General features: G+C 56.4%; 29 protein-coding genes. 11 read left to right on the forward strand and 18 right to left on the reverse strand.

Annotation, left to right across the window (positions count from 1 at the left end; all coding sequences use genetic code 11):
* Positions 1–41: 41 nt before the first annotated feature.
* Positions 42–611, forward strand: coding sequence for a DJ-1/PfpI family protein (locus tag AB4Z20_RS19475; protein WP_253476732.1), 570 nt, complete (start codon positions 42–44; stop codon positions 609–611).
* A gap of 59 nt (positions 612–670) precedes the next feature.
* Here the strand turns inward: AB4Z20_RS19475 and AB4Z20_RS19480 are convergent, their stop codons facing one another.
* Entirely contained in the window at positions 671–1,198 is a 528-nt protein-coding gene (locus AB4Z20_RS19480) for an Lrp/AsnC family transcriptional regulator (protein WP_442090429.1), read from the reverse strand.
* A gap of 132 nt (positions 1,199–1,330) precedes the next feature.
* Between AB4Z20_RS19480 and AB4Z20_RS19485 the strand changes: the two genes are divergently transcribed.
* From AB4Z20_RS19485 to AB4Z20_RS19495, 3 genes are all read left to right on the forward strand, one after another.
* The gene (locus AB4Z20_RS19485; protein ID WP_442090430.1) at positions 1,331–2,791 is read left to right on the forward strand and encodes an L-lactate permease; all 1,461 of its coding nucleotides are present in this window, start codon (positions 1,331–1,333) and stop codon (positions 2,789–2,791) included.
* A gap of 116 nt (positions 2,792–2,907) precedes the next feature.
* Positions 2,908–3,297 (forward strand): hypothetical protein, encoded by a 390-nt coding sequence (locus tag AB4Z20_RS19490; RefSeq protein WP_258688926.1) that lies wholly within the window; start codon positions 2,908–2,910, stop codon positions 3,295–3,297.
* Positions 3,298–3,331: 34 nt separating this feature from the next.
* Entirely contained in the window at positions 3,332–4,018 is a 687-nt protein-coding gene (locus tag AB4Z20_RS19495) for an HD domain-containing protein (protein WP_442090431.1), read from the forward strand.
* A 234-nt stretch (positions 4,019–4,252) separates the two neighbouring features.
* Here the strand turns inward: AB4Z20_RS19495 and AB4Z20_RS19500 are convergent, their stop codons facing one another.
* Positions 4,253–5,023 (reverse strand): DeoR/GlpR family DNA-binding transcription regulator, encoded by a 771-nt coding sequence (locus AB4Z20_RS19500; RefSeq protein WP_442090432.1) that lies wholly within the window; start codon positions 5,021–5,023, stop codon positions 4,253–4,255.
* A gap of 252 nt (positions 5,024–5,275) precedes the next feature.
* On the opposite strand from AB4Z20_RS19500, the gene AB4Z20_RS19505 reads away from it, so the two are divergent.
* On the forward strand, positions 5,276–6,556 hold the full coding sequence (locus tag AB4Z20_RS19505) for a haloacid dehalogenase-like hydrolase (protein ID WP_442090433.1): 1,281 nt from the start codon (positions 5,276–5,278) through the stop codon (positions 6,554–6,556).
* Between the two features lie 132 nt (positions 6,557–6,688).
* On the opposite strand, the gene AB4Z20_RS19510 is transcribed toward AB4Z20_RS19505, so the two are convergent.
* From AB4Z20_RS19510 to AB4Z20_RS19520, 3 genes are all read right to left on the reverse strand, one after another.
* A complete protein-coding gene (locus AB4Z20_RS19510; RefSeq protein WP_253476742.1) occupies positions 6,689–7,252 on the reverse strand; it encodes an NADAR family protein in 564 nt (187 codons plus the stop codon).
* A gap of 178 nt (positions 7,253–7,430) precedes the next feature.
* Positions 7,431–8,054 carry an SMI1/KNR4 family protein gene (locus tag AB4Z20_RS19515; protein ID WP_442090434.1) on the reverse strand — a complete coding sequence of 208 codons (624 nt, stop codon included), beginning with the start codon at positions 8,052–8,054 and terminating at the stop codon, positions 7,431–7,433.
* An 89-nt stretch (positions 8,055–8,143) separates the two neighbouring features.
* Entirely contained in the window at positions 8,144–8,758 is a 615-nt protein-coding gene (locus AB4Z20_RS19520) for an alpha/beta fold hydrolase (protein WP_442090435.1), read from the reverse strand.
* 213 nt (positions 8,759–8,971) lie between these two features.
* Here AB4Z20_RS19520 and AB4Z20_RS19525 point away from each other — a divergent pair, with 213 nt between their 5' ends.
* Both AB4Z20_RS19525 and AB4Z20_RS19530 read left to right on the forward strand, forming a co-directional pair.
* Complete coding sequence (locus tag AB4Z20_RS19525; protein WP_258688935.1) at positions 8,972–9,427, forward strand: GNAT family N-acetyltransferase; 456 nt, start codon at positions 8,972–8,974, stop codon at positions 9,425–9,427.
* A gap of 2,561 nt (positions 9,428–11,988) precedes the next feature.
* Positions 11,989–12,267 (forward strand): hypothetical protein, encoded by a 279-nt coding sequence (locus AB4Z20_RS19530; protein ID WP_053180799.1) that lies wholly within the window; start codon positions 11,989–11,991, stop codon positions 12,265–12,267.
* 373 nt (positions 12,268–12,640) lie between these two features.
* Here the strand turns inward: AB4Z20_RS19530 and AB4Z20_RS19535 are convergent, their stop codons facing one another.
* From AB4Z20_RS19535 to AB4Z20_RS19555, 5 genes are all read right to left on the reverse strand, one after another.
* Positions 12,641–13,084, reverse strand: coding sequence for a DUF4124 domain-containing protein (locus AB4Z20_RS19535; protein WP_258688936.1), 444 nt, complete (start codon positions 13,082–13,084; stop codon positions 12,641–12,643).
* Between the two features lie 277 nt (positions 13,085–13,361).
* Positions 13,362–13,799, reverse strand: a complete 438-nt coding sequence (locus AB4Z20_RS19540) for a DUF1851 domain-containing protein (protein WP_258688938.1) — start codon at positions 13,797–13,799, stop codon at positions 13,362–13,364.
* A gap of 70 nt (positions 13,800–13,869) precedes the next feature.
* Positions 13,870–14,685 (reverse strand): suppressor of fused domain protein, encoded by an 816-nt coding sequence (locus AB4Z20_RS19545; protein ID WP_258688940.1) that lies wholly within the window; start codon positions 14,683–14,685, stop codon positions 13,870–13,872.
* Complete coding sequence (locus tag AB4Z20_RS19550) at positions 14,682–15,779, reverse strand: sterol desaturase family protein (protein WP_258688942.1); 1,098 nt, start codon at positions 15,777–15,779, stop codon at positions 14,682–14,684. Before AB4Z20_RS19550 ends, AB4Z20_RS19545 begins: the two co-directional genes overlap by 4 nt.
* Before the next feature lie 100 nt (positions 15,780–15,879).
* Positions 15,880–16,368: a GNAT family N-acetyltransferase gene (locus AB4Z20_RS19555; protein ID WP_258688943.1), complete on the reverse strand. Its 489-nt coding sequence runs from the start codon at positions 16,366–16,368 to the stop codon at positions 15,880–15,882.
* 101 nt (positions 16,369–16,469) lie between these two features.
* Between AB4Z20_RS19555 and AB4Z20_RS19560 the strand changes: the two genes are divergently transcribed.
* Positions 16,470–17,036 (forward strand): nucleotidyltransferase family protein, encoded by a 567-nt coding sequence (locus tag AB4Z20_RS19560; protein WP_442090436.1) that lies wholly within the window; start codon positions 16,470–16,472, stop codon positions 17,034–17,036.
* A gap of 6 nt (positions 17,037–17,042) precedes the next feature.
* Here the strand turns inward: AB4Z20_RS19560 and AB4Z20_RS19565 are convergent, their stop codons facing one another.
* From AB4Z20_RS19565 to AB4Z20_RS19590, 6 genes are all read right to left on the reverse strand, one after another.
* Positions 17,043–17,489, reverse strand: a complete 447-nt coding sequence (locus tag AB4Z20_RS19565) for an NUDIX hydrolase (RefSeq protein WP_442090437.1) — start codon at positions 17,487–17,489, stop codon at positions 17,043–17,045.
* Between the two features lie 73 nt (positions 17,490–17,562).
* Complete coding sequence (gene dapF, locus AB4Z20_RS19570; RefSeq protein WP_442090438.1) at positions 17,563–18,366, reverse strand: diaminopimelate epimerase; 804 nt, start codon at positions 18,364–18,366, stop codon at positions 17,563–17,565.
* Positions 18,367–18,528: 162 nt separating this feature from the next.
* Positions 18,529–19,092, reverse strand: a complete 564-nt coding sequence (locus tag AB4Z20_RS19575) for a GNAT family N-acetyltransferase (RefSeq protein WP_442090439.1) — start codon at positions 19,090–19,092, stop codon at positions 18,529–18,531.
* Between the two features lie 49 nt (positions 19,093–19,141).
* The gene (locus AB4Z20_RS19580) at positions 19,142–19,723 is read right to left on the reverse strand and encodes a hypothetical protein (RefSeq protein WP_253476758.1); all 582 of its coding nucleotides are present in this window, start codon (positions 19,721–19,723) and stop codon (positions 19,142–19,144) included.
* Positions 19,724–19,906: 183 nt separating this feature from the next.
* Positions 19,907–20,548: a helix-turn-helix domain-containing protein gene (locus tag AB4Z20_RS19585; RefSeq protein ID WP_442090440.1), complete on the reverse strand. Its 642-nt coding sequence runs from the start codon at positions 20,546–20,548 to the stop codon at positions 19,907–19,909.
* The gene (locus AB4Z20_RS19590; RefSeq protein ID WP_442090441.1) at positions 20,545–20,877 is read right to left on the reverse strand and encodes a type II toxin-antitoxin system HigB family toxin; all 333 of its coding nucleotides are present in this window, start codon (positions 20,875–20,877) and stop codon (positions 20,545–20,547) included. The genes AB4Z20_RS19585 and AB4Z20_RS19590 overlap by 4 nt, the downstream gene beginning before the upstream one ends.
* 155 nt (positions 20,878–21,032) lie before the next feature.
* On the opposite strand from AB4Z20_RS19590, the gene AB4Z20_RS19595 reads away from it, so the two are divergent.
* Positions 21,033–21,275, forward strand: a complete 243-nt coding sequence (locus AB4Z20_RS19595) for a DUF7079 family protein (protein ID WP_442090442.1) — start codon at positions 21,033–21,035, stop codon at positions 21,273–21,275.
* Positions 21,276–21,332: 57 nt separating this feature from the next.
* The gene (locus AB4Z20_RS19600) at positions 21,333–21,812 is read left to right on the forward strand and encodes a GNAT family N-acetyltransferase (RefSeq protein ID WP_053180850.1); all 480 of its coding nucleotides are present in this window, start codon (positions 21,333–21,335) and stop codon (positions 21,810–21,812) included.
* 13 nt (positions 21,813–21,825) lie between these two features.
* On the opposite strand, the gene AB4Z20_RS19605 is transcribed toward AB4Z20_RS19600, so the two are convergent.
* Positions 21,826–22,053 carry an integrase gene (locus tag AB4Z20_RS19605; RefSeq protein WP_003204158.1) on the reverse strand — a complete coding sequence of 76 codons (228 nt, stop codon included), beginning with the start codon at positions 22,051–22,053 and terminating at the stop codon, positions 21,826–21,828.
* A gap of 140 nt (positions 22,054–22,193) precedes the next feature.
* Complete coding sequence (locus tag AB4Z20_RS19610; RefSeq protein ID WP_253478626.1) at positions 22,194–22,676, reverse strand: nuclear transport factor 2 family protein; 483 nt, start codon at positions 22,674–22,676, stop codon at positions 22,194–22,196.
* Between the two features lie 471 nt (positions 22,677–23,147).
* Between AB4Z20_RS19610 and AB4Z20_RS19615 the strand changes: the two genes are divergently transcribed.
* A complete protein-coding gene (locus tag AB4Z20_RS19615) occupies positions 23,148–24,632 on the forward strand; it encodes a tyrosine-type recombinase/integrase (protein ID WP_442090443.1) in 1,485 nt (494 codons plus the stop codon).
* Positions 24,633–25,106: the final 474 nt, after the last annotated feature.

Below are 25,106 nucleotides of genomic sequence, written 5' to 3' on the forward strand. Positions count from 1 at the left end.
GGCCGTGGCAGTCATTTAGCATTCATGGAGGATTCTGATCGATGGCACGCGTGGGTTTGATACTGACACCCGGTTTTGCGGACTGGGAATACGCTTTCATCGCTGGAACTGCGTCCCCTTTTTACGGGGTCGACGTCAGGTTTTTCGCTCCTGCTACGGGGCAGTTCCGTTCCCAGGGTGGATTGGCCGTAACGGTTGATAGCAATTTGCAGGAATGCCTGGACTGGAAACCGGACGTTGTCGTGGTCATTGGTGGAATGGTCTGGGAACGTGCAGAAGCGCCCGATATTGGCGATTTTCTTCAGGCGAGTCGATCACGTGGAGCGACAATTGCCGGTATCTGCGGAGGAACGCTGGCACTGGCCAGGGCTGGGCTTCTCGACACGGTTCCTCATACCTCGAACAGCGCCGACTTCTTGCAAAAGAATGCCGTGGGTTATGAAGGCAATGAGTTTTATCGAAGCAGCCCAGTAGCTGTGGTTGCGGACCGCATCATCACGGCTCCAGGCCCTGCCCCCGTGAGCTTCACCTGCGCAGTGTTCGAAGGTGCCGGGTTATCTTCAGAGATCATTGCTCAGTTCAGATCGATGTTGGCAGCGGAACATGGGTAAGCGCTTCGCCCCACGTGAGCGTCTGTCAAAGTCACGTGCCCGACCCGGCCGGATTTGTTTTATGGAAGTAAAAGTAAATCCCCCTTTTCCACCCCTTTTCCCACCGGCATGCTCGGCACATTAAGCCCGACTTTCACACGGTCCAGCGCCACGATTGTCTTGAACCAGGTCACGTTGGAATTTTCGGCAAACAATCGCCGCGCCAACGCCTGGTATTCGTTCATGCTGGCAACGGTTAATACCAGGACGAAATCCACTTCGCCGGTGACGTAGTAGCACTGCTGAACTTCGGGCACCGCGAAGTGTGCCTTCATCGCCTCCAGTGCCTCGATGCTGGTGCGCTCTGCCATCACTTCCACAATGATCGTGATCGGCCGTCCTACGGCGGTGGGATCCACGATGGCTACGTTGCCCGTGATGACGCCCCCCGCTTCCATCCGCTTGATGCGGCGCTGAACGGCGGCCGTGGAAAGATTGACCTGCTCGGCCATGAGGCGCAGCGGCATCGTGTTGTCGCACTGGACGAGGTCCAGGATGGCACGGTCGAATTTGTCCAACGATTCAAGTGCTGCGTCGTTTTTGGCCATGGTAAACCCGTGAGAAATTTTCTCGAAAACTAACAGAAAACCGCACCCCTTTATCTAGCCAAGAGAAATATTATCTTGCCAGCAGTCTGCGTACGCAGCCTTAGTCGGGAACACACACAGGATATTATTGGCATGCTCGCACTGTTCCATCTTTCCCCTGTCCTGTTGGTTACAGCCATGCTCGTGGTGCTGCGCCGGCCACCCGTGCACGCCGCCATTGCAGGTACTGCATTAGTCATGGTGCTCTGGCTCGCCGGCGCTGCCGACGCGTGGCGCCTAGGCAGTATGGTGGCCGCCGCTCAAGATACCGCCGTGCTGTTTGCAAGTACGGCTTTCGTGATCGTTCCAGGCCTGGTCTTCGTGATTTTTATCGAGCGCATGGGCGTCAACCTGGCGCTTAGCCAATGGGTGCGGTCGCTGGGACTTGGACGCGGCGATCAAGTCGTGTTTATCGTTCTTGGACTGGCACCGTTGCTCGAAGCGATGACCGGCTTCGGCGTGTCGTTGATCGCCACGGTGCCCCTGCTGCTCAGTCTCTTCGAACGTCGGGTCGCGCTACGAATAGCACTGACCGGCATGGCAATCATGCCCTGGGGAACGCTGGGCCTGGCATCGGTCATTGGTGCTTCGTTGGTTCACCTGGACGCACCCACGCTGGCGTCGACCTCGGCACTGACCAGCGCACCGGTTTTTTTGGTCCTCAGTGCAATCGCGCTATTTCTTGCAGGCGTTCGTGACTCGCGGGAATGGAGGGCGCTGGGCGCTTTCTGGCTGCTGTTTGTGGGCGTGCTCTACAGTGCCAGTCGGTGGCTGGGGCCGGAAGTGGCCGGCGTGGCCGCGGGCCTGGTGACGGCCGCAGCGGTACTCTCTGCGGGGCTGTGGCGCTTGCGCCGCAACGATAGCGAGCGCGGTACGGTGCAATGGCCGCGCCAGGCATGGCCGTATCTGGTGCTGATTGTCTGCATTGTCGCGTTGAAGATGGTGTGGGCGATCACCTCTTGGCAGGATCACTGGCTTGTACAGGGCGCCCAGGTCACCTGGAAGCCACTCGCCTCACCAGGCCTGGCACTGGTTCTGGTGCTGATCGGGCTAGGGTTTCACACACGCCACACCCAACACCAGACAGCACTCGACGTCAGTATGCCTGCTGCGCTGGTGGCGCGGGCGAAGCGGCCACTGTTGACCATTTTCTTCTTCCTCGCGATGTCGCAGATGATGGTGAAGGCCGGCTTCCTCGCGGGTTTGATGCAAATGCTGGCGGGCCTGTCGCCCGCCGCCGCGACGTCGCTGGTGGCCCTGTTTGGCGCGCTGTCAGGCTACATGACCGGGTCGAATGTTGGCGGCAATGCGATCTTCATGCCGGCCATCGCGATGTTGCCCGAATCCTCTCGCCTGTTGCTGGCTGCCGTCCAGAACAGCTCGGCAGGGCATGCAGCGCTGGGCTCGCTGTCGGTTGTCATGCTGATCCTGGGACTTGCCAAGACCCAGGCCAAGGAGGAAGGCGAACTGGTAAGGTTTGGCTTCACGCTGGTCTGTCTCAATACCGCGTTAGTCGCGTTGGGCGCGGCGGTGCTGAGTGGATGGTTTGGATAGCGGGGTATTGGCAGATGGGCGCCCCTTTCTGCCATTGTTCGAGTCCCCTTTTTTCTCTTTCCCAAGAGTTTCTGACTTAACTATCCTACGCCCCCACCCCAAACGGATTCGCCACGATGTATCTGCGTTCAAGCGTGTTGTGCCTATGCCTTTTCAGCAGCCTGAGCCAGGCCGCTGTTAACTGTTCGGCCCTGGCGGAAAAGATCTCCGGAACGGTGCCTGAGTTTCATCCGTCAGTGCAAGGCAAGGTCATTGGCACCGGGCGCCTGCATTTCCACGAAGCGCCGGATGAAGCCTGTGCCAATAAGAAGATTTTCGTCATACCCGGCGACTCTCTCACCGTTTACTCCAGCCTTGAAGACGAATCATGGCTGGAAGTGAACTTCATCGCCAAGAGCGGCGACGACTATACCGGTTGGGTAAAGGCTGATCGGGTCGAGATTGGCGCACCTTATGGGGCACCAGCGGAGGATGCCGACGATGAGCCGGCGAGTGATGCCCAATAATTGTTTTTTTCATTTTTGAAGCGCAGGAGAAACGATGACGGGTTCGCCAGAAGAGAACGGTTTATTCCCGGCCAGCACACCCGGCGACCTAGACGTGGCTGATGGCACGGGTTTCGACGCCTGGGCTCGCGTCTGGGCGGAGCTTGGCGTCGGATGCGCGTCACGAGAGGCGTACGAAGAACTCATTCGGCATTACTGCGAGCCCCACCGCGCCTACCACAACCTCCAGCATCTGAAGGAATGCCTTCAAGTGCGCCGATTCGTCAACGCGGCCTGCCAGGCCCCCGCCGAAATCGACCTCGCGCTGTGGTTCCATGACGCGATCTACGACCCCCTTCGCAGCGACAACGAGCTGCGCAGTGCGCAATGGTTGGACGACGTGGCACGTGATAGCGGCCTGGGCGATGAAACGCGACGCAGGCTTTACGACCTGATCATGGTGACGCGACACGATGGCGCCCCGAAGTCGGCAGACGAAGCGGTGTTGGTGGACACGGATCTGGCGATCCTTGGAGCGTCGTTCAAACGGTTCGAGGAATACGACCAACAAATTCGCCACGAGTACCAGTTTGTGCCTCTGCCTGTGTACCGCCAAAAGCGGCGCCAGGTCCTGGAGGGATTCCAGGCGCGCGGGCGAATCTATACGACCGCAGCGTACTTCGACGCATTCGAGCAGCAGGCACACGCAAATCTTGCACGCGTCATCGGCCGCCTCGACTGAGGACTGGATTCAAGCGGCGAAGGGATAACTTACTCCCCTGACTGCACTCGCTTCATCGCTTCGAGAAGCAGGCCCTCAAAGTACTCGCTCCCATCTCGTTCCTGCTCTTTTTAGCGGCCAATACAGTTACCGTCAGTTTGCCCGCGCCGAGAGTCGTATCGTGCTAGATCTACCCGGTTGCCTGCACTTGAGCATCACGCTGCGTCAATGCCTGTTGCAACCGCCAAACCACCGCTACACCAGGACAATACGTTTCAGCTTGGCGTTCAGTGCGGCGAACGCCGCTTCGGTACTGGCCTTGTGGTTGGTGATGAGCACGTCGATGCGTTCTGGCGGGCAGAAAGCGACGCGGCTCTCCACGCCAATCTTGCTGTAATCGGCGAGGATGACTACGCCTTCGGCATTGTCGGCCATGGCGCGCGCCACTTCGGCTTCGCGGTGGTCGTAGTTGCTGGCACCGCGCTGGGCGTCGATGCCGACCGGCGACAACAGCGCCAGGTCGGCTCGATAGCGGGCAATTTCCGCCACCGTGGTGCTGCCGACCGTCGCCGGCGCACGATCGTCGAGTGAACCGCCCAGTACGAGCACCTCGTTATGCCGACCGCCCGACGCAGCGGGGTTGCGCAGTTGCAGTGCCACGTTGAACGAGTTGGTGATCACGGTCAGCCCTCCCAGCTTGGCCAGCTCTTCGGCAAGGATGACGGTGGTGGTGCCCGCGTCGATGAACACTGTCTGCCCATGTGACAGCAGACTGACTGCGGCGCGCGCGAGGTCACGCTTGAACTTGACGTTGCTTTGCGCCCGCTCGGCGATGGGCGCTTCGTCCTCGACGCGGATGGCGCCGCCGTGTATCCGCTTCAACTCTCCCTGTTCTTCCAGAGCGACCAGGTCGCGCCGCACTGTCTCGCGAGAAACATTCAGGTCCGTGACGATGCGGTCGGTGGTGACGCGCTGCAAGGTCGATAGCAGTGCGCRGATCCGCTGGTAACGCTCTTCTTGCCACATACCGTGTGTCCCTGCTGTTCGAGCACGCATTGTGGAGGGGCGTCAGTCGCTGTCAAGTTTGGCGCGGCCCCAGGATCAATGCGCTGACACGGTTTGCGCGGCATGCTTGTGTAATATTGAGGCAATATTGTTTTTTTGCGTATTTGGAGCTAGCCTCGTGGCCGGACGGTCTCTTCCCCTCGTCCGTATTTCGAAACACGCTTTCGCCATCGCCTCGGTTGCAACCTCTCGTCTAGAAGTAGGAGCTATGCCATGCAGCGTCGCCAGTTTCTGAACACCCTCGCCACCGTTTCCGTCGTCTCTCCACTGTTGTTGTCATCCCGCATAACGCAAGCCGCCACGCCTGCGGCCACACCGAGTGCACTGGACCCAGCGCGCTGGTCGCCGCTTAACCAAAAGCGTCTGCAAGCAGTGATCGATCAGCACGGCGTAAAAAGCGCGTCCTACCGTCCTGACCAGCGCCCATACGCGGTGTTCGACTGGGACAACACCTGCATCATGAACGACTGTGAAGAAGCGCTGCTGGTCTACCAGATCAATCATTTGCAGTACAAGCTGACACCTGATGAGTTCGCTGCCGTGGTGCGTCAGGACGTGCCGAACGGCGCGTTCATGAAGGACTACACCACGGTGGACGGCAAGCCGGTCAAGATGGAAGACATCGCCAGCGATGTGGAAGCGGATTACCGCTGGTTGCACGCCAACTACAAGGGGCTCGCTGGCGACAAGAGCCTGGAAGAGATCCAGACCAGCGAGCAGTACAAGGATTTTCTCGCCAAGCTCTACTTCATGTACGACGCGATCTGCGAAAGTTACCCGGTGGAGATCGGCTACAAGTGGATTCTGTATTTCTACAAGAACATGACCACGGCTGAGTTGCAGGCGATGGCCGAGGCTTCCAACAACTACGCCATCGGCGACGCGCTGCGCAAGGTCAAGTACGAGAGTTCGCGCACATTACCGGGCAGGGCCGGGGTGGTGGCCGATACCCACTTCCATGGCATTCGTATCCATGAGGAGATTCGCGGCCTGATGCACACGCTGCGCGCCAACGGCATCGACGTCTATGTCAGCACCGCCTCGATCGACGATGTGGTACGCGTATTTGCGGGCAATCCTCATTACGGATACGGCGTGCCGCCTGAGAACGTGATCGGCCTGCGCATGGCGATGGAAGACGGCAAGTACACCACTCGTTATCAGCCAGACTGGCACTTCAATTACGGTCCGGGCAAGACCGTCGGCATCAAGAACGTGCTGGTTAAACAGAAGGGCTATGGCCCGGTGTTGGTGGCTGGCGACAGCGATGGCGATGCCTGGATGCTGCGCGACTTCAACGATACGGCGGTGGGGGTGATCGTCAACCGCATGAAGAAGGGCGAGATCGGCGCCGACAGCCAGCAGGCCGCTACCCAACTGGGCAAGCCGGACGCCCGCTTCGTCCTGCAGGGGCGCGACGAGCACACCGGCCTGATGATTCCAGACGAGAAATCGCTCAAGTACGGTAAAGACGAGCTTAAGCTGCTGGCTTGATGGCACGGGCTCGCGGGTGGCCGGCGGCCATCCGCGAGCAGCAGTGCAACTCGCCTTGTATCTGCGGGAATGATGATTCTGCGTCGGAAAATCGCTACCACTGCCGGCCCGAGGGAGTCTGTAAGTAGGACACTACCTTGGGGCTGGCACACTCGTCCCGTCCCGCACCTGCATCAGCGCAAACCCCAGCAGATTCAAGCCTTTCCACAGATTCGGATTGTTCGCATCCGCGTTGTCCTGTGCGAGCCCTATACCCCAGATGTTATCAACCGGGCTGGCTTCGACAATAACGCTCGAACCGGTTTGTAGAAGGTATTCGTGCAACTGCGGATTCTGAGAGAACTTGGCCTGGTTCGCTCGAACGACGATGTCGTATCGGTGTTGCAGCCAAACCTTATCGTTGAAGCCGCGCACGTTGCGGCCCAGTGCTTTGGCGGCATTAGGAGTAGGTGCGTGGAGCACCTGCGCACGAATGTCCTGATCGCCGAACAAGGCCGCTTTCTCGGCCATCATGAAGTGTTCGGCTGTCGGGTAATGTTGCCCCTCGACAATGAACCCGGCCTCGAACCATTGGCTGAAGCACGAAGCCGTAACGGCAATTTTGCTGCGCTGGTGCCCCCAGAAAAACGTAAACGTCAGATGTTCTCCAGAGTTGAAACGGGCGCACAGTTCTTTCACATGTTCAGAGTCGTTCAATGAGATGTCCTTGCTGACTGAAGATCGAAGTTACAGCTACTGTGCTGATCAAGGCCGCTTCGTGTCTATAGCTCCCACTTGCATCGCTCATAGCTTACGAAATGGTGGCGACGGCTTGGGAAGTAGAGGTAAACAGCCTCCAGGGGACAAGACCGGAATTCATCCACCCAATCAGCCTTCAGATCAACCGATCCACAACCCTCGCATTCCACAATTCCCGATACCGCTCCCGCCACCCCGGACTGCCCTTATCCAACCACTCCAACGTCGCCTCGATACTCTCAGGGCTGATCATGAAGTGATTGATATGCTCCTCGATCCGCTCTTGCGATAGATGCAGCGAATCCAGATAGCCATTGAAAGAATCCGCCAACACCACGTACTCATCGCCCTGCTGACGGCGCCCAGTCCAGGCAGGCAAGCCCGCGACCATCGCCGCCACGTCCTGGCGCCCTTCCCGCAGGTCCAGCAGCAAGATACTCGCGCCGCCGTCGCGACCGATTGGCAGCAATCCCGTTGCGGGGAAGCCGGGCTGGGCCCGCAGTTGCTCCAGTTCGAAGGGGTTGGATTCATACTCTTTGTCCGGGTCCAGCCCGTACAGTGAAAAACTAAGCAGTTCCTCGTCGCCATTGGCCAGGGTCGCCAGCACATCGTATTCCACGTAGGCGCCGTTGCAGGTCTTGAGGAACTGGCGATAGTCGTCCGGCAAGCGAGCCCCCAGGCTGCTTTCCAGTTGCGCGATGGCACGGTCGGTGGCGCCTTCACGGGTGTCTTCGAGGATGAGTCCGCGGTAGTCAGTCATTGATGTCTCGAAAAGGTATTGGGTCCTGAAGGTCTTGAAACACGCCGCGCCGCACAATCAGTCCGACACGTCGATAACAAGTGCTCCGCTCACTCGCTGGCCAGATGTCTCTCGATCAGCCTCGCCGCCTCATCTGCGTGAGTAAAGCCCAGGCTGTGATCGGCGCCAGGGAAAACGTGCAGTTCAGCACGGGGCAATAGTTGGGCAAGGTACTGGCCGACGCGAACGGGGCTGATCGGATCAGCGTCGCCCCAGAGCAGCAGGACCGGCATGCGCAACTCGACCAAGCGGGACGTGAGGTCGGTGCGGTCGTCGAGAAACCAACTCGGCAGTGTCGAGTTGACCGCCGCAAAATCCGGGCGCCAGTCCTGCGCGCCCAGCGCCGACATGTCCACCCCGCCCGAGGTGACGGTCAGCACCAGGTGGGTGATCAGCTCAGGGCGTTCAAGTGCTGCGAGCACAGCGACGATACCGCCCATGGATTGCGCCACCAGCGCTGTGGGTCGGTCGATCTCGGCCAGCACACGCGCCACCAGGTCACTCATGCCGGTCACGTCAGGCACGGGCGGCGTGTCTCCAAAACCGGGCCAGCCGATGTGTACTTGCTGCGCCGGGTGGGCCAAGCGCTCGGCGACCGGACGCCAGAACTGGGTGTTGCCTGAGGCGCCGGGCAGGAAGATGAGTTTGGAGGGGGATGCGGTCATAGGTTCGTCCTTGAGGGTGGATTTGAAAGGGTCAGCAAGAATGCAAAAGAGATACCGCTGGGTTCGATGACCGCTTCGGGACGAGAGCTGTTATCCATAGCAGCCCTTCGTGGAAGAGAGATCATGGACGACAGCAGCCATTGCGCCTTTCGTTTTGGTCAGTGAGGCCGAATCCTTCTATGCTCAAGCGATTATGCGCAAGGAATTACCTTGATGGATTACCTGATTCGAAACGCTATGGATACCGATGCCCCGGCCATCAGTCAAACGATCATCAATGCTCTGCGCCAGTCCAATGCCCAAGACTACTCATCCGAAATTATCGATCAAGTGGCGCAAAGTTTTTCTCCCTTGGCAATTCTTCAATTGTTGACTCAACGTCAGGTACTCGTAGCAATAGTCGACAATCATATTGTTGCAACGGCGAGTCTTGATCAGGACGTTGTCCGAAGCGTGTTTGTCGAGCCGAGCTATCAAGGGCAGGGTCTCGGGAGACACCTGATGGAGAGGCTTCAATCGATCGCCATAAATGCAGGTCTGAACCTGCTACGGGTTCCCTCTTCAATCACCGCAGAGGGCTTTTATGCTTCGCTTGGCTTTATAAAAGTCAGGGATGAGTTTCACAAATCTGAGCGCACGATCATCATGACGAAAATCTTGGACCTGTAGCACTGCAGCGATCCATCGGCATCGGGGACAGACCACGATATTGATGACGCCGATAATCCGTAAGGGGTCGGCTGCTGCCCTTCGAGACAGACTGAAATCGGCCAGGAGCGGTCAATGAAGCTGCTGGCAGTGTTGTTTGATTTGCCGCCTACACTGATCAAGCAGCTTGGCTTGTTATCTGTATCGTGTTTTTCCTTGAATAAGCTCGCTTTCGCCGTGATCACCCTAGGGAAAACAAGGACGTACAGGACATCAAGGAACGTTATACGACATTACTATCGCGTTTAAATGCGAGAGCGATGTCGCTAGCTAGATGCGGGAGGCACATGCGATTTCAACTTAAGCTTTTCACAGCTCTTGCGATTTTGGTTGCTCGGTCAGCGATAGCTCAAGACCCTGACGCGGCCTTATCTAAGCTTTCTACCGACGCACGCGATTGGGTCAATCGTTCATGTACTCGCAGCCTCGGGCCGTCTCTCTGGTCTAGCTGCGTCGTGCGGGAAGCGTCAGCTGCTTCGCGTGGAAAACCAGATCTCTCCAGTCTAAATCCGGAGCTGCGGGCTTGGGTCATAAGAAGCTGCTCCGACTCCCTCGGCCCATCTCTTACCATTAGTTGCCTCACCCGCGAGAAAGCTGCACTGGCAGACGGGCTGCCAAACATTTCATCTCTTACCGAAGAACAAAAGCAATGGTTGTTCAGCTCCTGCTCTACATCTCTGGGGCCTTCGCTATTTGCGGCATGCGTTCAAAGAGAATCGGCAGCTCTTCGTGGCACACAATCCGCTCCCCAACAACCACGCGCAACCGCGTCTCCTGCTCCACGCCAGCTCTACAACACACCAAGCAGAAGCTCAGGTCATGAGAGCTATAAAATCGAGGTAGCCCACAACGATGAGCTTTTCATTATCAATGGAGAAAAATTTGAATCACAAACTTATTGCCTGGGCTGGGAAGAAGGAGATGAAGTTCTATTTCTAGAGGGAAGCCCGGTCGGTGCGTGTACAAGCGCAGAGCTTCTAAACCTGAGAACTCGCGAAAAGTGCGATGTATGGTGCGAGTAGCCGCATCTAACAAACTATTCCAGCCGATGATCTGACTCCGCTTCGGGCCGGCATACCCGCGGCTGAGCCTAGACGTTATGAATGTCTGCAAAGGGTCGATTGTGTTGAAAAAGTCGGCCATGGTTTGCGCATCAGAAAAGTACGCGTCCGAGATTGAAATCTTTACTTTTGGCAGAGGCTTCCGGACTCGGATTTCACGTAGCAGCGTGCAAAAAAGGCGTTTTCGCCAGTCAATGATCAGGCAGTTTGGGCAGACCGACTTTTTCAACAGAATCGGTCGATTGCAGCCCTTCAAGACAGGCACAGTCGACCCAAAAGAACCCGTATACATCCATGAAGCATGGGACTCATTCACCGGCAAGACTTCAAATCGTCCGAGCTACAACCCTCGCATTCCACACCCCCCCATACCGCTCCCGCCCCCCCGGAATCCCCTTATCCAACCACTCCAACGTCGCCTCAATACTCTCAGGGCTAATGACGGAGTGATTGATATGCTCCTCAATCCGCTCTTCCGATAGATGCAGCGAGTCCAGATAGCCATTGAAAGAATCCGCCAACACCACGGACTCATCGCCCTACTGACGACGCCCAGCCCAAGCGGGCAAGCCTGCCACCATCGCAGCCACATCCTGGCGCCCTTCCCGCAGGTCCAGCAGCAAAATACTCGCGCCACCGTCGCGACCGATCGGCAGCAACCCCGTTGCGGGAAAGCGGGCTGAGCTCGCAGTTGCTCCAGTTCGAAGGGGTTGGATTCATACTCTTTGTCCGGATCCAGCCCGTACAGCGAAAAACTGAGCAACTCCTCATCGCCATTGGCGAGCGTGGCCAGCACATCGTATTCCAAGTGGGCGCCGTTGCAGGTCTTGAGGAACTGGCAATAGTAGTCCTACAGCCGGGCACCCAGGCTGGCTTCCAGTTGCGCGATGGCACGGTCGGCGGCGCCTTCACGGATGTCTTCAAGGATCAGTCCACGGTAATCAGTCAATGATGTCTCGAAAGGGTATTGGGTGGGACGCGATATCAATCTTACTTCTCTGGTTTGCATGGCTTGAATCACTCGTCATTCTTTAAACGCTGTGAACGCTGCCATTCGCCCCCAGTATTCGCAATGTTCTTGCCCGCGGAAGATGTAGGTGGTGGCCCTGCTGATTTGTAAGACGTACAGCTCGGATGCTTACGATCATGCCAACGTCCTACATATGATTGGGAATCCCCTTCCCTATCAATCCCTTGCGTATTTTTTACTGTGGCGACTATAGTCTTGGCGTCGCCCAAATGGCGGCCGGGTTTGGCGACCCGATTGACACAAGTGCAACGGTGCTTTCTGCTGTGGCAGAAGCACCCTTGTGCTCACAGAAACTGCTTTATGGCAGCTGTGCGCGGGAGACCTTCGGGTCTGCCGGCTCCTTGTGTCTCCGGTTCGCCAACCTGCGTACAGCTGTCACCCTTTGTTTGGCGACAAAGCGTGACAGTTCATTCATGACACAAGGAATAGATATGAACCGATATATGGGCCTTACCAGCAACGCCGACGACCAACCCCTCTACGTCGATACCACCGCGCCGCTACACATCCTGCTCGACTCAGCCGCCTACCGAATCCGTGCCGCTACCCAGTTCCTGGAAAATTTGGCGATGCGCGATGAACAGACCATCGACCCCGCGACCTTGCAGGATCTGGCGCAGCTTTGCTGCATCCCACTGCGTGATGGGTGTGACGTGATGGATGTGATTGCGCGACGATTGGATGCGGCCCCGGCAGGTTCCACTCTATAAGCCTGCCAGCCGACAACCTGTGGCGAGGGAGCTTGCTCCCGCTGGGCTGCGCAGCGGCCCCTTTTGTGAGCGCTTCGCACTCAAGCGGGAGCAAGCTCCCTCGCCACGCATTCATCGCTCTTAAGTGCGCATTACAGAGCTGTAGGTAGAGAGATTTCCAATGACCCAAACAGCTACTGATAGCGGTCCGAAAGCTTGCTAAAGCCCACGATGAAAGCTTCGTATCGGGGCGCTTTTGGCTGGATGCTATCTAGGGCAAAGAGTTGCTTCGCCCCATGGACCAGAAAGAGGTATCACTTATGCGTTAGAGTCTTGAGCAGCACGAAAAGCCCAGTCACGCGCAACTATCAATCCAAACTCGTCACTCAAGAAATTACTGTCGGTAGTAAAGCTCTCGAGCCTCCTCTCTCAGACGTATAGCTTTTTCGTGATTGGTTTCGCTACCCTTATTCTTGATTACCGTCACGCCCGGAACTTTCGGTTTCAGGCTGTCGAGGTACTCCTCCTGAGCCCTTAAGCGTCGCTTGATACGACCATCCCTTGTATCTTCATCAGCGGAATCCCGAACTACAGTCGGCGAGTTAGCAGGCAAATCCCGATCCACGCTTTGGATTTCTCGGTGCTCAGATGATGGTTTGATGGGCTCCCCCATGTTGTTGATTTTCAGTTCCTGTAGTTCTGCGCTCCCGCTTGCGGTTCCGCACCCGAAGTTCGAGAAAACCACGTGACCATCCGGGGTCGTGCATTTGTACACATCCGCAGCTTGGACAATGGAGCTACAAAGGACCGCGAGTGCCAAGTGCGAAGTCCATTTCATGACGCACTCCCAAAAAGACTAGACGACACAGTGATCTGCTGTGACGCTCCCAGTTTCTGAATCCAATAATAAAAAAGCACAGTTACATGATGATAGCCGTAATGACCAAGATCGCTGTCGGGTACGCTCTATTATTGGAAAGGGAAGGACGAGCTTTCGGAGGTTCTCCTCTGGCAGGTGGCTGCCCCTCAGGGAGCGCCGCAATCGAGCCGAAGCAGGCTGTCAGATTCCTGTGCAACGGTATGTCTCGGGGTATGAAGCTCTGTTTAAAGAGGCGCTACCTCGTAACATTAAGGCGGATTTGTGCGCCATCGGGTAAACCGTCGATTTCCTCAGCAAGGTAGCCTGAAACTGCCACCAGCTCATGAAGTGAGATGATCGCCAGATTGCTCTCCTCGTACTTCCCACCCAACACGGCAGGGATTTTCAGACAGTACTTGTACCCCGGACGAAGCAGGCCGAGTTTATCCCTTGCCTGGTTGACCAACGCCTCCATGTACCAGTCATGCAAAAACTCCTGACTCTGAGCGAGTGCGTCAAACTCCGCGCGATCATTGGCAACACGATTGCAGCAAAGATCTTCGGGACACAGGCGCCAGTAACTACCTGCTGCGTCTTTGATGATGAGGTTGCCACAATCGTTATCCCCAATAACTACTGCAGGTTTGAGCCCGACCCAGCCCCATGCTTTTTCGATTTCTTCAATCAATTCCATGGGGCCTCACTGTCCTTGAATGTCCAATGCGACGGTTAGTCCGCTTCTACTAATCAATTGCCGCGAAGCATCACACCACACTCGCCCGATGCAGGCTGCTCATATGCCCAACACCCGCCGCCTGCAAACGGCTCACCAGATCCTCCCGCGCCGCTCGCCCTCCCGAACGCACGTACTCCAGCTCCGCCGCCGTAATCAAGACCACCGGCACCAATCTGACCGGAGACAAGGGCATGTCATCCAGTTGGGTAGGAAAATCCGGTGCTGGCGCGCCGAGCAGAACGCCGGTGGAGTCGTCATCGGTCACGAAGAGTTTGGGCAGTTGATCGCTCATGTGATGCGATTGGCTGAGCCCGGGCAGCTCAAGGGATAGCGTCCCGTATTGGTCGAGTTGGTGGGTGATGCCGCCAGCGTCGGCCACCGTTTTGGCGACGTGCTCCACCAGCTCGAATGCCCAGCTGCGCTTGAAAGGATCGACCTCCCCCACGGGGCCATAGGCGTGCTCGGGGATATCCGAGGTTTCGACGAACAATTCCATCTCGAAGCCGTTGCCCATTCCTTCCGCATCATCGAACGGATCGGACAGGCCTTCAGTGGCGAGAATGATCGTGTCGCCACGGCGAACCACGCGGTAGGCCTGGCGGGTCGAAGGCCAGTACGGGCCGCCGGAAAAAGTCGGGCTGATCAGGTAGGCAAGGACATCCCGCTCGACCGTGCCGACAGCGCTCCAATGACGATCCAGGCACGCTGCGCCGGCTTCCCGGACGGCCAGATTGGCGGCTTCAGCCTCGGTCAGGTCGCCAAGCTCGTGGGATTGCGGCGCAGGCTGGTCGTCTTGGGTTTCAGGGGCTTTCGATGAACCGAAGAGCTTCTTGAAGAAATTCATGGGCGTTCCTTGCTGGGTTTTCGCTCGGCTTCACCGGTATCAACACTCGCTGATCCGAGGGCAGGCGTTGGGCGCATTGTGGCGTGTTGGCGTTGATATGAAAACGCGGGCAGGTACTTGCGGGCAGTTTCAACGAAAGGCGTGACAATCAGGCTATACACCGTCAGGTAACGCTGGTGGTCCTGTTCTCCGGTGCCGAAACGCAAGTGCTCGGGCTGCGAGCGGGTGACATAGAGCGTGCCGAACATCCAGTCCCACAGCGACAGGTTGACGCCGAAATTGCGGTTGAAATGACGCGGTGCATCGCTGTGGTGAATCTGGTGCTGGGCCGGACTGTTCAGCACATGTTCCAGCACCGGGCCAAAGGACAGCCAGACATGGGTGTGACGCAAGTTGGCCGCCAGGCTATTGAAGATGAACACCAGGTACGTCACGCCGAACAATGTGTAGCGGCTGATCTCACCACCACAGGCGTACCAGAAGCCACCCGCGAAGAGGCCCATGCAGGCGGTGATGCCGAGCTTCTCGACGATCTTTTCCAAAAAATGCATCCGACTGGCCGTAGCCGGCACCAGCACTGGCGCCGAGTGATGAACCTTGTGAAACGCCCAGAGCCAGCGTGAATGAAACGCCCGGTGCGCCCAGTAGTGGACGAAGTCCTTCACCAGGAACACCCCCAGCCCATAAAGCAACGCGAGCGAAAAATTCTCGCCGAGGCGCGGACGCGCGCCCCAGAGGTTGCTGAAAAAAGCCGAGTAATCTCCGGAGCGCAGGATGTACGGATCGACCAGATGAACAATGGGCAACACCAAGGCAATCTTGAGAATCGCCCGGACGAAGTAGTAGCGATAGTCCAGCAACGCCGAACGATGCAGGTAAACCCCACGACCACCGATGAATTGCCAGAACGAACGAGCGTCAGTCAGGCCACGGTGTTTTCTGAAACGGAACAGGCCATAGGCGACACCGTAGGAGGCGCAGAGAAACAGGACGCCGAACCGACCGTTCAAGTTGAAGATGTCGAGGAACTGCTGGGTGATGGGGGCGATTACCCATGCGCCCAGGTGTTGATAGACAAGGGAAAACGCATCCACGAAAGGCCGGTCTCTGTCGAAGGAGCGGCATTGTAAATCAGTCGCGTTGGGCTGGGCTTGGGTTTTCAAGCATTTTCTGGGGGTAGCCGCTCAAAAGAATCTAAGGTCGACCCGATCTAACGCGACGCATGTGGATGAGTGCGGTTCTACGATTATCTGGAGAAACTCGCTCTTCGACAGCGAAGGGCAAAAAGCCCAGCTTTGGATAAAGCAGCAAGCCTGCCGTGTTTTCATTGAAACACGATACCTGCACCTCAGTGGCGTCATAGCGGTCGAACGCCAGGGCCGTCATCGTTTCCACGAGAAAACTGGCAACACCTTTACCTCGAGCCTCTTGGGCAACGATGACATTACCGATACAGCAAACCCCGCCCGTTTCGGCCCGATAGAAGTTAGCAAAACCAATGACACGGTTCCCTGCCTCGATGACCGTCGAATCGAATCGTCGAGCGATAGCTTCAGACAACTGAGCCTCAGTCAGAGGGTATTGAGCTTTCGGGAACATATAGAACAGTTCCCGAGCGTCCTGCGCAAAGCTACAGAGGGTCTTGATGTCATCAGCCATCACTGGCCTGCTTTGCAATATCATTGGGCGTCCTTGAGATCTATGCGTTTGGTGCCCTGGCTCACCTGATTTTGCTCAAACATCTGTCGGGGCGCCAGGACCGGACCGATTCCAAAAGGATGAATATGACATTGACGGTCGAACGGTTGGTCAGGATAGCAATGACCAATCCAATCAACGCGCAGATCACCTCGCGCTTACCTTCACTCGGTTTGAATCAATGCATGCTTACGGCTGGCTGCCTGTTCCAAGCCGTCTGGAATCATCAGTCGCAACGGCCACCCGCTTGGGGCGTGAAGGATTACGATGTTTTTTACTTCGACCCTAACCTGTCTTGGGAAGCCGAGAATGAAGTCATCAACGCCGCCCAGCGTCTCTTTCAGGACCTGGACGTCAACATCGAGGTCAAGAACCAGGCCCGCGTCCACCTTTGGTACGGTCAGCGGTTTGGCAAACCTTATCCTCAGCTTCAGTCGGCCAAGGATGGCATTGATCGTTACTTGATAGCGGGGACGTGTATTGGGTTGGATGTTGAAACCGGTGACGTCTATGCGCCCTATGGCCTGGACGACATAGAGCAAGGTGTTCTTCGTATCAATCCAAAGAACCCCCAGCCAGATTTGTTCGGTGAGAAGGCGAAGAGTTATCAGGCTCGCTGGCAGTGGCTCCGAATCATGGATGACCTTCACTGATCCGACTCACTCCAGGAGCGAAGCCGACTTGAGCAAATCGTGAAGTCCTTCAGGCACCAGCGGTGATAGGGCGGTGAAACTGGCACTGGAGCACCACGTTGCTCTGAACGATGCACCGTCGCTTTCAAAGCCTTCCAACCAGGTTTTTTCGTAGAGATCAGCGTCGTCGAACCTTGCGTCATAGACCTGGACGATCTCGTGCCCAGGCTTGCCGGCGTAGGTAAAAATGCTTTCCAAAGTGCCAATCAGCCGAAGGTCACTGATCGAGGCACCCAGTTCCTCTTGCACTTCTCGGACAATGGCATCGTGGCTCCTCTCGCCGAATTCAATACCACCACCAACGGGACGAAAAAACATCTGCTGTTTGTTGGCGTCGTAAAACTGGTTGACCAGTATTTTTCCATGATGATGAAAGATACAAAGAGCTAGGGGGCGAATGCGTTGCTCCGACATGAATAAAACTTCCTTTTGATTTAATGATTCACAACGTCCTGCAAATCCCAGTATCAGGGTTAGAACACCCGACTCAGCCTTGACTCATCGTCCCCGAAAAACTCACCTCCACCGGCCCGATAAGAAAGACCGCCCCCACGCCATCCCATTGCACGGTCACACACCCGCCATCACATTCAACCTCGACGGTGCTGTCCAACAACCCACGACGAATCCCATTAACAACCGCACCGCACGAACAGGACCCCGAACCCAGCGCAATACCCGCCCCGCGTTCCCAGATGCGCAACCGAATATGCGTGCGATCAATGATCTGGACGAAATGCACATTGGTCTTGAGCGGGAACAGCGCGTTGGTTTCGATGGCCGGGCCGATGGTCGCGATATCAACGCTAGCCAGGTCATCGACAAAATAAGTGCAGTGCGGATTTCCCATGCTGCACGCGGCTGGACTGCCGGCAAGTGGCAACACGGCGGTGTCCAGTGCTTGCGCCAAAGGAACGTCCGACCAGCCGAAACGCGGCACGCCCATGTCGACGGAAATGTCGCCGGTTTGGGTACGTTCGCACGTGAGCAGACCACGGTTAGTGCGCAGCGCTACCGAAGCAACATTTGCTTCGCGCATCAGCATATCCGCCGCTCCCCGTGTTGCGCTGCCGCAAACGTCCAGCGCGGAGCCATCGGCGTTCCAGAACATCACGCGCGCATCGGCATCGTCGCAATCGAGCAACACCGCGAGTTGGTTGAAGCCCACACCCCAGTTCCGATCCCCCATTCGCTGGACCATGGCACTCGTCACCGGGTTGGCCGAATTTCGCGAATCGACAATAACGAAGTCATCGCCATTGGCATGCATCTTTTGAAAGTTCAGCTGCATGCAAACGCCCTGCTGGCGATTGAAAGGGAATGACGCTCATAAAAATCGCAGGTCGCTTGAACGTCCCGGACATACAGCATGATTCGATTGAGTGACGGTTGCATGTGTTCTTCCTTGATCAATGTTGACGATGAAATTCATGATGGCAAAGCTTGATTCCGTTCAATGCGCTCCAAGTTTGGCCTTCCTCTCAAGCCACGCCTCACGCGTCATCTCCCAAACTTCCTTGAGCAACGCCCCACAGACAAACTCCCCCTGCTGCGTCGCAATCATGCGCATACCTTCGCGTTCCGAAATCCTGCGCGAAGCCTGGTTGCCCACCGCTTTGGGTACTTGCATGACAGGGCGCCCCAGCGCTTCAAACCAATAGGTATTGATCACTTCACAAGCCTCGCGCATGTAGCCCTTTCCCTGCCATTGCGGAGCCAACCAGAACCCTCGGTTGTTGCCGGGCTGGTCGTAGAGGCTGATGCTGCCGATGCTCTGTATCGGCTCTTCGGCAATACGGATCATCCAGTGCCACTCGCGTCCGGCTGCCATAGCGGGGAGCGCATGGTCGCGCACGTAGGCCAGCGCGCCGTCATCCGGGTAAGGCCAGGGTACGCGGCTGTCCAGGTAACGGACCACTTCCCAATGGGGAAATAGCTGTTGGATCGCCGGTGCATCTGTCAGCTCAAGGGGGGTTAGGATGAGGCGGCGGGTTTGGAACGTGGGGATGGGGCTCATGCTGAAACTCCTTTTTCAACGTTATGGCGTCCTTGGAAAACCCTCCACGCTAAAAGTTATCCGTCATCCTGCACAGCTTGCTGTCCTCCAAGGATAAAGGGGGAAGCTCAGTCGTTTTCACGGACAGTTGCTTGAGAGTCACCGTGCACTTGTATCGCCCCGCGGCGTCCAGTTGGTAGTCCGCCCCTGCTTTAGGGACAAAGCGGAACATGTTGTAGCATTGAGCACCGATGTAATGAAACGCGATGGGCTGCCCGGCAGGCACCAGCAGCTCAGTCATCACCGTGGAGGATGAGTATTTATCGTCATCTGGCATGCCCAGGCTTTCGCCGTTGCGATTGGCGTAGCCATCGCGGAACGCCACCATGACCCCGGCGCCCGGCAGGCGGAAGTCCACGCAATCGGACTTGGGTACAGCCCTGACCATGCCATCGCTGATCACCCGCAAGCGCGCTGTCTCACCACCGTCTGGCGTTGAGTAGGGCGTGGAGAAAGAGCGGACATCCGACAGCGCTCCACAGCCGGTGAGCAGGGTCAGTAAGGTGAAGTTCCAGGTCTGTCGCAGGGCGCGGGACGTAATGCGCGGGCAAATGTCAGTTCGGGAGTTGAGGGGGCGCGGCGATTGGCTCACGATGATGCTCCATGCGGGTCAGATATCCAGGGCCAACGACGGTCGAGATGAACGCGATGCCAGCGCGAGATTTTATAGAGGGTTCGGGGATTGGCTGCAATGGCCGATGTATCAGGGCGCGTGTCATCCTGAGCTCCCGTGGATCGACAACCAACCCTGCCCCTTGATCAGCAGATGATTGCCCTACCCCTTGTCCGGCTCTTTGGCTGTCTTTCTGCGGCCGTTCGAAGTCACCACGTTGTATTCACTGGCACCGGCCTCTTCAACTGAATATGCGACCGGAGAGCCCTCGTGCAAAACGTAATGAGCTGAAGTGTTACTAACGGAAAGAGGGACAGTTTCGATATGAGCCGTCACCTTTGCTGAGGCCGCGGTCAAGAAAGCACTCGGCTCCATCGCAAACCGCTCCGCCAGCGCATACGCCATCTTGTGGCTGATAGGCCTATCGCCATTGAGCACTTTGGACACCGCCGTTTTATCACCGATTTCAGGGAGGTCTGAACCGGTGAGCCCGAGCGTCTCCATCAGATCCTTGATCAATTGCACAGGCGTGCAGGTCGCCTCAAAAGCGGCATTCGATTCGCGAAACTGTTCGGAGTCGCGCTGGTAGACCAGGATTTCGTCCTCGAGCTCAACGAGAATTTTCTCCTCGGTCCTGCTCAATTCGCGCCCGTCGGTGAGCGCATCGAGCAGGTCGGTTGCACGCTCATAATCGGCAGGGGTCTTGATGCCATGCACAAACTCACCGCGCAGGCGATCCAGTACCGCATGTAGCTCGCCAAGCGTTGCGATCACGGTTTGAAAGTCGTTACGGGCTGCGCTCATCGTCTTACCCCTTTGTTTCCTGCATACCAGACGTTGGCAACGTCGTAATCGGCATGCGTGTAGATGTGTTTGACGTAGAACTTCTGCCGGGTGTAGTTGACGCCACCTATCACCCTGAGATTATTGCCGCCTACGTCGATCACCACCCAATTCATTGCGGCTCTGGGCTTGAACAAGTCGACACCGTGCGTACCGAACAGCTTTTGCAGGTCCGCGAACGCTTTGGGGCGTGCCATCCTCAAAATGCGCAGGCATCGATCAAGCCCGGCCTTGTCGTTCGGGTACAAAATCGCAGCGTCGTCAAAACGTGATGGCGTGAGTATATCCATGGGCTTCCTTGTCTTTGAGCCGATGGTACTCTGGTTGTGTTTTTTCACAACTACGATTTATTAGCAGCCACGGGACTCATACGGTGGCAAGCAGGCGATTTGGCCGGCAGCATTGGGCCAAATGGGTTATCACCTACACATCCCGAGACAAAAACATGAACCCTGTCGACTCGAACCGCCTAAAAACCTGGCAGGCCCTTTCCTCGCTCTTCCTGGATACCGAGATCGACGACCTGACCTGCGACTACATCGCTCGCGCAGTCCTTGAAACCAATTATTCGCCAAAGGAAATCCACAGCATCCTGTGGAATGAAGTGTTCCCGGTGCTCGAAACGAACCTCAGATCCGTGGCGGGTGAATGGGCGGGGTGGAGGTTGCTGGAGCACCCGACGCGATGAGCCGGCATCGTCAGGTTATCTATACTGGCTTCCCGGATGAAAATCAGAGCGTGAACAATGGCCCTCACCCCCAATCAGAACCCTCCAGTCATTCTGGTCCCCACTCAACAAAGCGACTCGGAGGATCTGGCGGGCATTCGAATCGAGGCCATGCGCGAAAGCCTGGAGCGTGTGGGGCGATTTGATCCGGTGCGGGCGCGCGAGCGGTTTCTTGGTGGTTTCCAACCCTGCCATACGCGCCACATCGAGGTGTCGGGAAAGAGGGTCGGGTTCGTTGTGGTCAAGCCTTTCAGTCATGAACTCTTGCTTGACCACTTGTATATAAGGCCCTGCGCGCAAGGATCAGGAATAGGCGCGGCTGTTCTCGATCATATTTTCAAGGAAGCGGATGCGGCCGCGCTCCCGCTCAGGGTGGGCGCCCTTAAGGAAAGCGCGTCGAATCGCTTTTACATCCGCCATGGCTTCCAATTCGTCGAAAGCAGCGAGTTCGACAATTATTATGTTCGGCAGAGCGGCACGACGGGCCCGGCTAGCTAGCCAATCGACACAGTCACCGCAGAATCAACACCGCCGCCACCGCAATCACGGCCACCACACCAAAGACCATCCGCGCGATCCACGGCGCGGTGAGCCAGACGCCGGTCACCCCGGCAATCTGCCCCACGTTCTTTTCGGTCAGGCGGAAACTCGGCTCCCGGAAAGGATTGCCGCAATGTGGGCAGGCGTAGGCCTTGTCGGAAATTCGGGAAGCGCATTCAGGGCAATCGATCAGACTCATGTGCGACCTCAGGGAGAGACGAACTTGGGGTACTGACAAAGACCACGCATTTCCGGTTTTTGTTCTGAATCGAGCCAACCTTTTGGAAAACACGCTACGCAAAAGCGAACTGCTTCACAGCCAACAAGATAGCCCAGCCACTACTGTGGGGGTTTTACGCGCCGGATAAGATCGTTCAGCACGTAGGTGTCCAGGAAGGCTGTGACTTCAATGATCTGCCCATTCTTGAAGGTCATGTGCCACAGGTAGGTGTTGTTGTAGGGTTTGTGATCAAGCGCCGTGGCTGTTCCATTCCACAGAACAACCACGACATCATTCTGGGCAACGATGCTCTGCACCGTGGGGACAATCGGTGTTGCCAGTCGCGCAGTAATCGGCCGCACGACTTGGGCCAGCTCAGCCTTGCTGTTATAGACGCCGGAAACAGGACTCGTCCCGGCCACGGTCCATTTCGCATTGGGCGCCAGCAGATCGAACACCGTGCCTTTGCCCTGCTGCCAGTGAGTGAACGCCTGGCGGACCAGAGTCGCATTCGCGTGCTGGGTGTTTTCCGAAGCCCAGACGTTGTTCGTAAAAAATATTAAAGACAGTGCAAGCGCCTGGACGCGCCAAGCAAAATTCATCCATCTGGTCATGATGTTCTCTCACAGCAATGCAGTTGATAAGACGCTCTTCCAGGAGGACCTTAACGGCATGTGCCCAGAAACCTTTGCCCGATACTGCTGTGAGGTTGTCTGATGCTGTTTGGTAATCAGGCCACTGTGGGAGCGAGCTTGCTCGCGATAGCGGTGGATCAGTCACTTTGATGTTGGATGTATGGCCGTCATCGCGAGCAAGCTCGCTCCCACAGGGGGCGGTGCTTATTCCTGGATACTCCACATGCCTTGTGTATTTTTCAGACGGCAGAAACCACAAAACCCCTGGTTTTCTTGGAAAACCAGGGGTTTTGTGTGTATCGAATGTGGCGGTGAAGGAGAGATTCGAATTTACTACCTCTCAAGCCCTTTAAGCGCCGTATTACGGGGCTTTCAGCTTGAATAGTAGTACAGCTGAGTAATACAATCGACCGTACTACTCCCCTCCTACGGCCCACCATGGCAGACCATCTGATCCAGAAGAAAGGCGAATCCACTTGGTATGTCCGGCTGGCAGTGCCCGCTGATGTTCGTGCAGCTATGGGCGGTAAAACTGTCCTCACTCGCTCATTGAAAACAGGGTTACGCGGCGTAGCCATGGAGCGGCGACACGCAGTAATTGCCGAGTGGAAGGCAGCATTTGAGAGAGCAAGAGGAAAACGGGCTGCACGTGGCGACACGTGGAAAGACCCGATTGCGACAGTTGCACAAGGCATGGCACAAGCTACACGCAAGCTGAAAACCGATGTAGCGCTTGGAGAAGTGGACGACCAAACGACGTTTGCTCCTGACGAAGTAGAAGCCCTGTATCAAGGTATCTTTGACGGTTCTCCCGAAGGGAGATCACGCAGAGAGAAGGCGGACCGGGTTTACGCCATGACGGGCGTTGAAGGTGAGCTAGCTAACGTCGAATTTGCAAAAGAAATGGCTACAGCCCTCATGGCTAAGGTCTTCGGTGTAACGCTGGAGCTTTCCTCAACGGAGCAGACCGAGGCGCAATCAATACTCAACGACCCCAAGGCTCACAAACCAAAATCACCAATAACAGACGCCCGTGTTACAGCATTCCGTGAATTCAGAGAAAGTCGTGGGGGTGCAGCGAAGCACATCGATACGCAATGCGTACGGATGAAGACGTTATCAAAGCTCCTCAAGGACGAAGAGCTACCGTTGGACTTTGACACTGTGGATAAATGGCTGAAGTCGCTAAACCGAGCACCAAACACCCTTTCACAATATCTCATGGCAGGCACTGCTTTTTGGAAGTGGGCAACGAAATATGACGCCGGTTGGCGAGTTGATTTCAAGGACAAGGTGAACCCATTCTTAGGACACGACTTACCACAGGGTGGCGGTTCGGCGTTGGCTGGGCAGGAACGACAAATCTACACACGAGATGACACCCTCAAGCTGCATCAAGCCGCTCTGGAGAATGGGGATCAGCCGTTGGCCGACCTCATCACGCTTGGCTGGTACACGGGTGGTAGGATCGAAGAATTGTGCAGGCTCACCAAAGACAGCGTGATTACTATCGATGGCATCCAGTGCTTCGACTTCCCCAGAAGCAAAAGCAAGGCTAGTAAGCGCGTGGTGCCGATTCACCCAAGCCTGTTGTCCATTGTGGATCGACTCAGTAACGACTCCACAGACAGCTACCTAATCCCCATCAAGTCAGACGGCCCCTACGGCAAACGTTCCCATGCAATATCGAAAGCCTTCGGCAGACTGCGTACAGCAGCAGGCTTCAGCAAGTTGCACGTCTTCCATAGCTTTCGACATACCGTAGTCACTGAGCTGATCAGAGCTGACGTGCCAGATGCCTTGGCGAAGGAGTTGGTTGGACACGAAACGGGGTCAGTGACCCACGACGTTTACTCGAAAGGTGCGTCCACCAAGCAGAAGCTAGACGCCATATCGAAGCTTCCCGCCATACCAACTGTTTAGACGTCAGCTCCGCTGACAACACCAAGGAAAGAGCAAGAGTGCGGTTTGCATTTATATAATGCGACTCTATTCCACCAAAGCATAAAAACAAACACCCCAAGAACAATAGCGAATAAGCCTCACTGAAAATTAAGCGATGTTTGGGTGTTCATCGCCTTTCGAGTAAAAAATATTCTTCGCCTCTAACGCAATAAAATATGCGTTTAGGACAACTTCTATAGCGTAAGACGCAATTCTGTTTTTTGCGCACAAATTACGCACAGACTTAACCACAGGTAGGACGTTGCATTCGCCCCTCAAAACGCATTATCTTGTAGCACGGCACGAAAAAAACCCTACATGTAGGGGTTGTCGTAGATAGAAGACCGTAGGTCTGTAGAAGGGAAAGCTTGCGGGTGGTCACGAGAAGTTTGGCGACAGAACGTGATTCACCCGCACCACCCCCGATACACCCGTTTCGAAAAACGCATGAAT

The sequence above is a fragment of the Pseudomonas sp. KB_12 genome, assembly GCF_052114545.1.
Lineage (GTDB): Bacteria > Pseudomonadota > Gammaproteobacteria > Pseudomonadales > Pseudomonadaceae > Aquipseudomonas > Aquipseudomonas brassicacearum.

Coding starts and splice junctions, on each gene's coding strand:
- AB4Z20_RS19475 (WP_253476732.1), top strand. CDS start 42: ATGGCACGCGTGGGTTTGATACTGACACCCGGTTTTGCGGACTGGGAA.
- AB4Z20_RS19480 (WP_442090429.1), bottom strand. CDS start 1,198: ATGGCCAAAAACGACGCAGCACTTGAATCGTTGGACAAATTCGACCGT.
- AB4Z20_RS19485 (WP_442090430.1), top strand. CDS start 1,331: ATGCTCGCACTGTTCCATCTTTCCCCTGTCCTGTTGGTTACAGCCATG.
- AB4Z20_RS19490 (WP_258688926.1), top strand. CDS start 2,908: ATGTATCTGCGTTCAAGCGTGTTGTGCCTATGCCTTTTCAGCAGCCTG.
- AB4Z20_RS19495 (WP_442090431.1), top strand. CDS start 3,332: ATGACGGGTTCGCCAGAAGAGAACGGTTTATTCCCGGCCAGCACACCC.
- AB4Z20_RS19505 (WP_442090433.1), top strand. CDS start 5,276: ATGCAGCGTCGCCAGTTTCTGAACACCCTCGCCACCGTTTCCGTCGTC.
- AB4Z20_RS19515 (WP_442090434.1), bottom strand. CDS start 8,054: ATGACTGACTACCGCGGACTCATCCTCGAAGACACCCGTGAAGGCGCC.
- AB4Z20_RS19520 (WP_442090435.1), bottom strand. CDS start 8,758: ATGACCGCATCCCCCTCCAAACTCATCTTCCTGCCCGGCGCCTCAGGC.
- AB4Z20_RS19525 (WP_258688935.1), top strand. CDS start 8,972: ATGGATTACCTGATTCGAAACGCTATGGATACCGATGCCCCGGCCATC.
- AB4Z20_RS19530 (WP_053180799.1), top strand. CDS start 11,989: ATGAACCGATATATGGGCCTTACCAGCAACGCCGACGACCAACCCCTC.
- AB4Z20_RS19535 (WP_258688936.1), bottom strand. CDS start 13,084: ATGAAATGGACTTCGCACTTGGCACTCGCGGTCCTTTGTAGCTCCATT.
- AB4Z20_RS19540 (WP_258688938.1), bottom strand. CDS start 13,799: ATGGAATTGATTGAAGAAATCGAAAAAGCATGGGGCTGGGTCGGGCTC.
- AB4Z20_RS19545 (WP_258688940.1), bottom strand. CDS start 14,685: ATGAATTTCTTCAAGAAGCTCTTCGGTTCATCGAAAGCCCCTGAAACC.
- AB4Z20_RS19555 (WP_258688943.1), bottom strand. CDS start 16,368: ATGATATTGCAAAGCAGGCCAGTGATGGCTGATGACATCAAGACCCTC.
- AB4Z20_RS19560 (WP_442090436.1), top strand. CDS start 16,470: ATGACATTGACGGTCGAACGGTTGGTCAGGATAGCAATGACCAATCCA.
- AB4Z20_RS19565 (WP_442090437.1), bottom strand. CDS start 17,489: ATGTCGGAGCAACGCATTCGCCCCCTAGCTCTTTGTATCTTTCATCAT.
- dapF (WP_442090438.1), bottom strand. CDS start 18,366: ATGCAGCTGAACTTTCAAAAGATGCATGCCAATGGCGATGACTTCGTT.
- AB4Z20_RS19575 (WP_442090439.1), bottom strand. CDS start 19,092: ATGAGCCCCATCCCCACGTTCCAAACCCGCCGCCTCATCCTAACCCCC.
- AB4Z20_RS19585 (WP_442090440.1), bottom strand. CDS start 20,548: ATGAGCGCAGCCCGTAACGACTTTCAAACCGTGATCGCAACGCTTGGC.
- AB4Z20_RS19590 (WP_442090441.1), bottom strand. CDS start 20,877: ATGGATATACTCACGCCATCACGTTTTGACGACGCTGCGATTTTGTAC.
- AB4Z20_RS19595 (WP_442090442.1), top strand. CDS start 21,033: ATGAACCCTGTCGACTCGAACCGCCTAAAAACCTGGCAGGCCCTTTCC.
- AB4Z20_RS19600 (WP_053180850.1), top strand. CDS start 21,333: ATGGCCCTCACCCCCAATCAGAACCCTCCAGTCATTCTGGTCCCCACT.
- AB4Z20_RS19605 (WP_003204158.1), bottom strand. CDS start 22,053: ATGAGTCTGATCGATTGCCCTGAATGCGCTTCCCGAATTTCCGACAAG.
- AB4Z20_RS19610 (WP_253478626.1), bottom strand. CDS start 22,676: ATGAATTTTGCTTGGCGCGTCCAGGCGCTTGCACTGTCTTTAATATTT.
- AB4Z20_RS19615 (WP_442090443.1), top strand. CDS start 23,148: ATGGCAGACCATCTGATCCAGAAGAAAGGCGAATCCACTTGGTATGTC.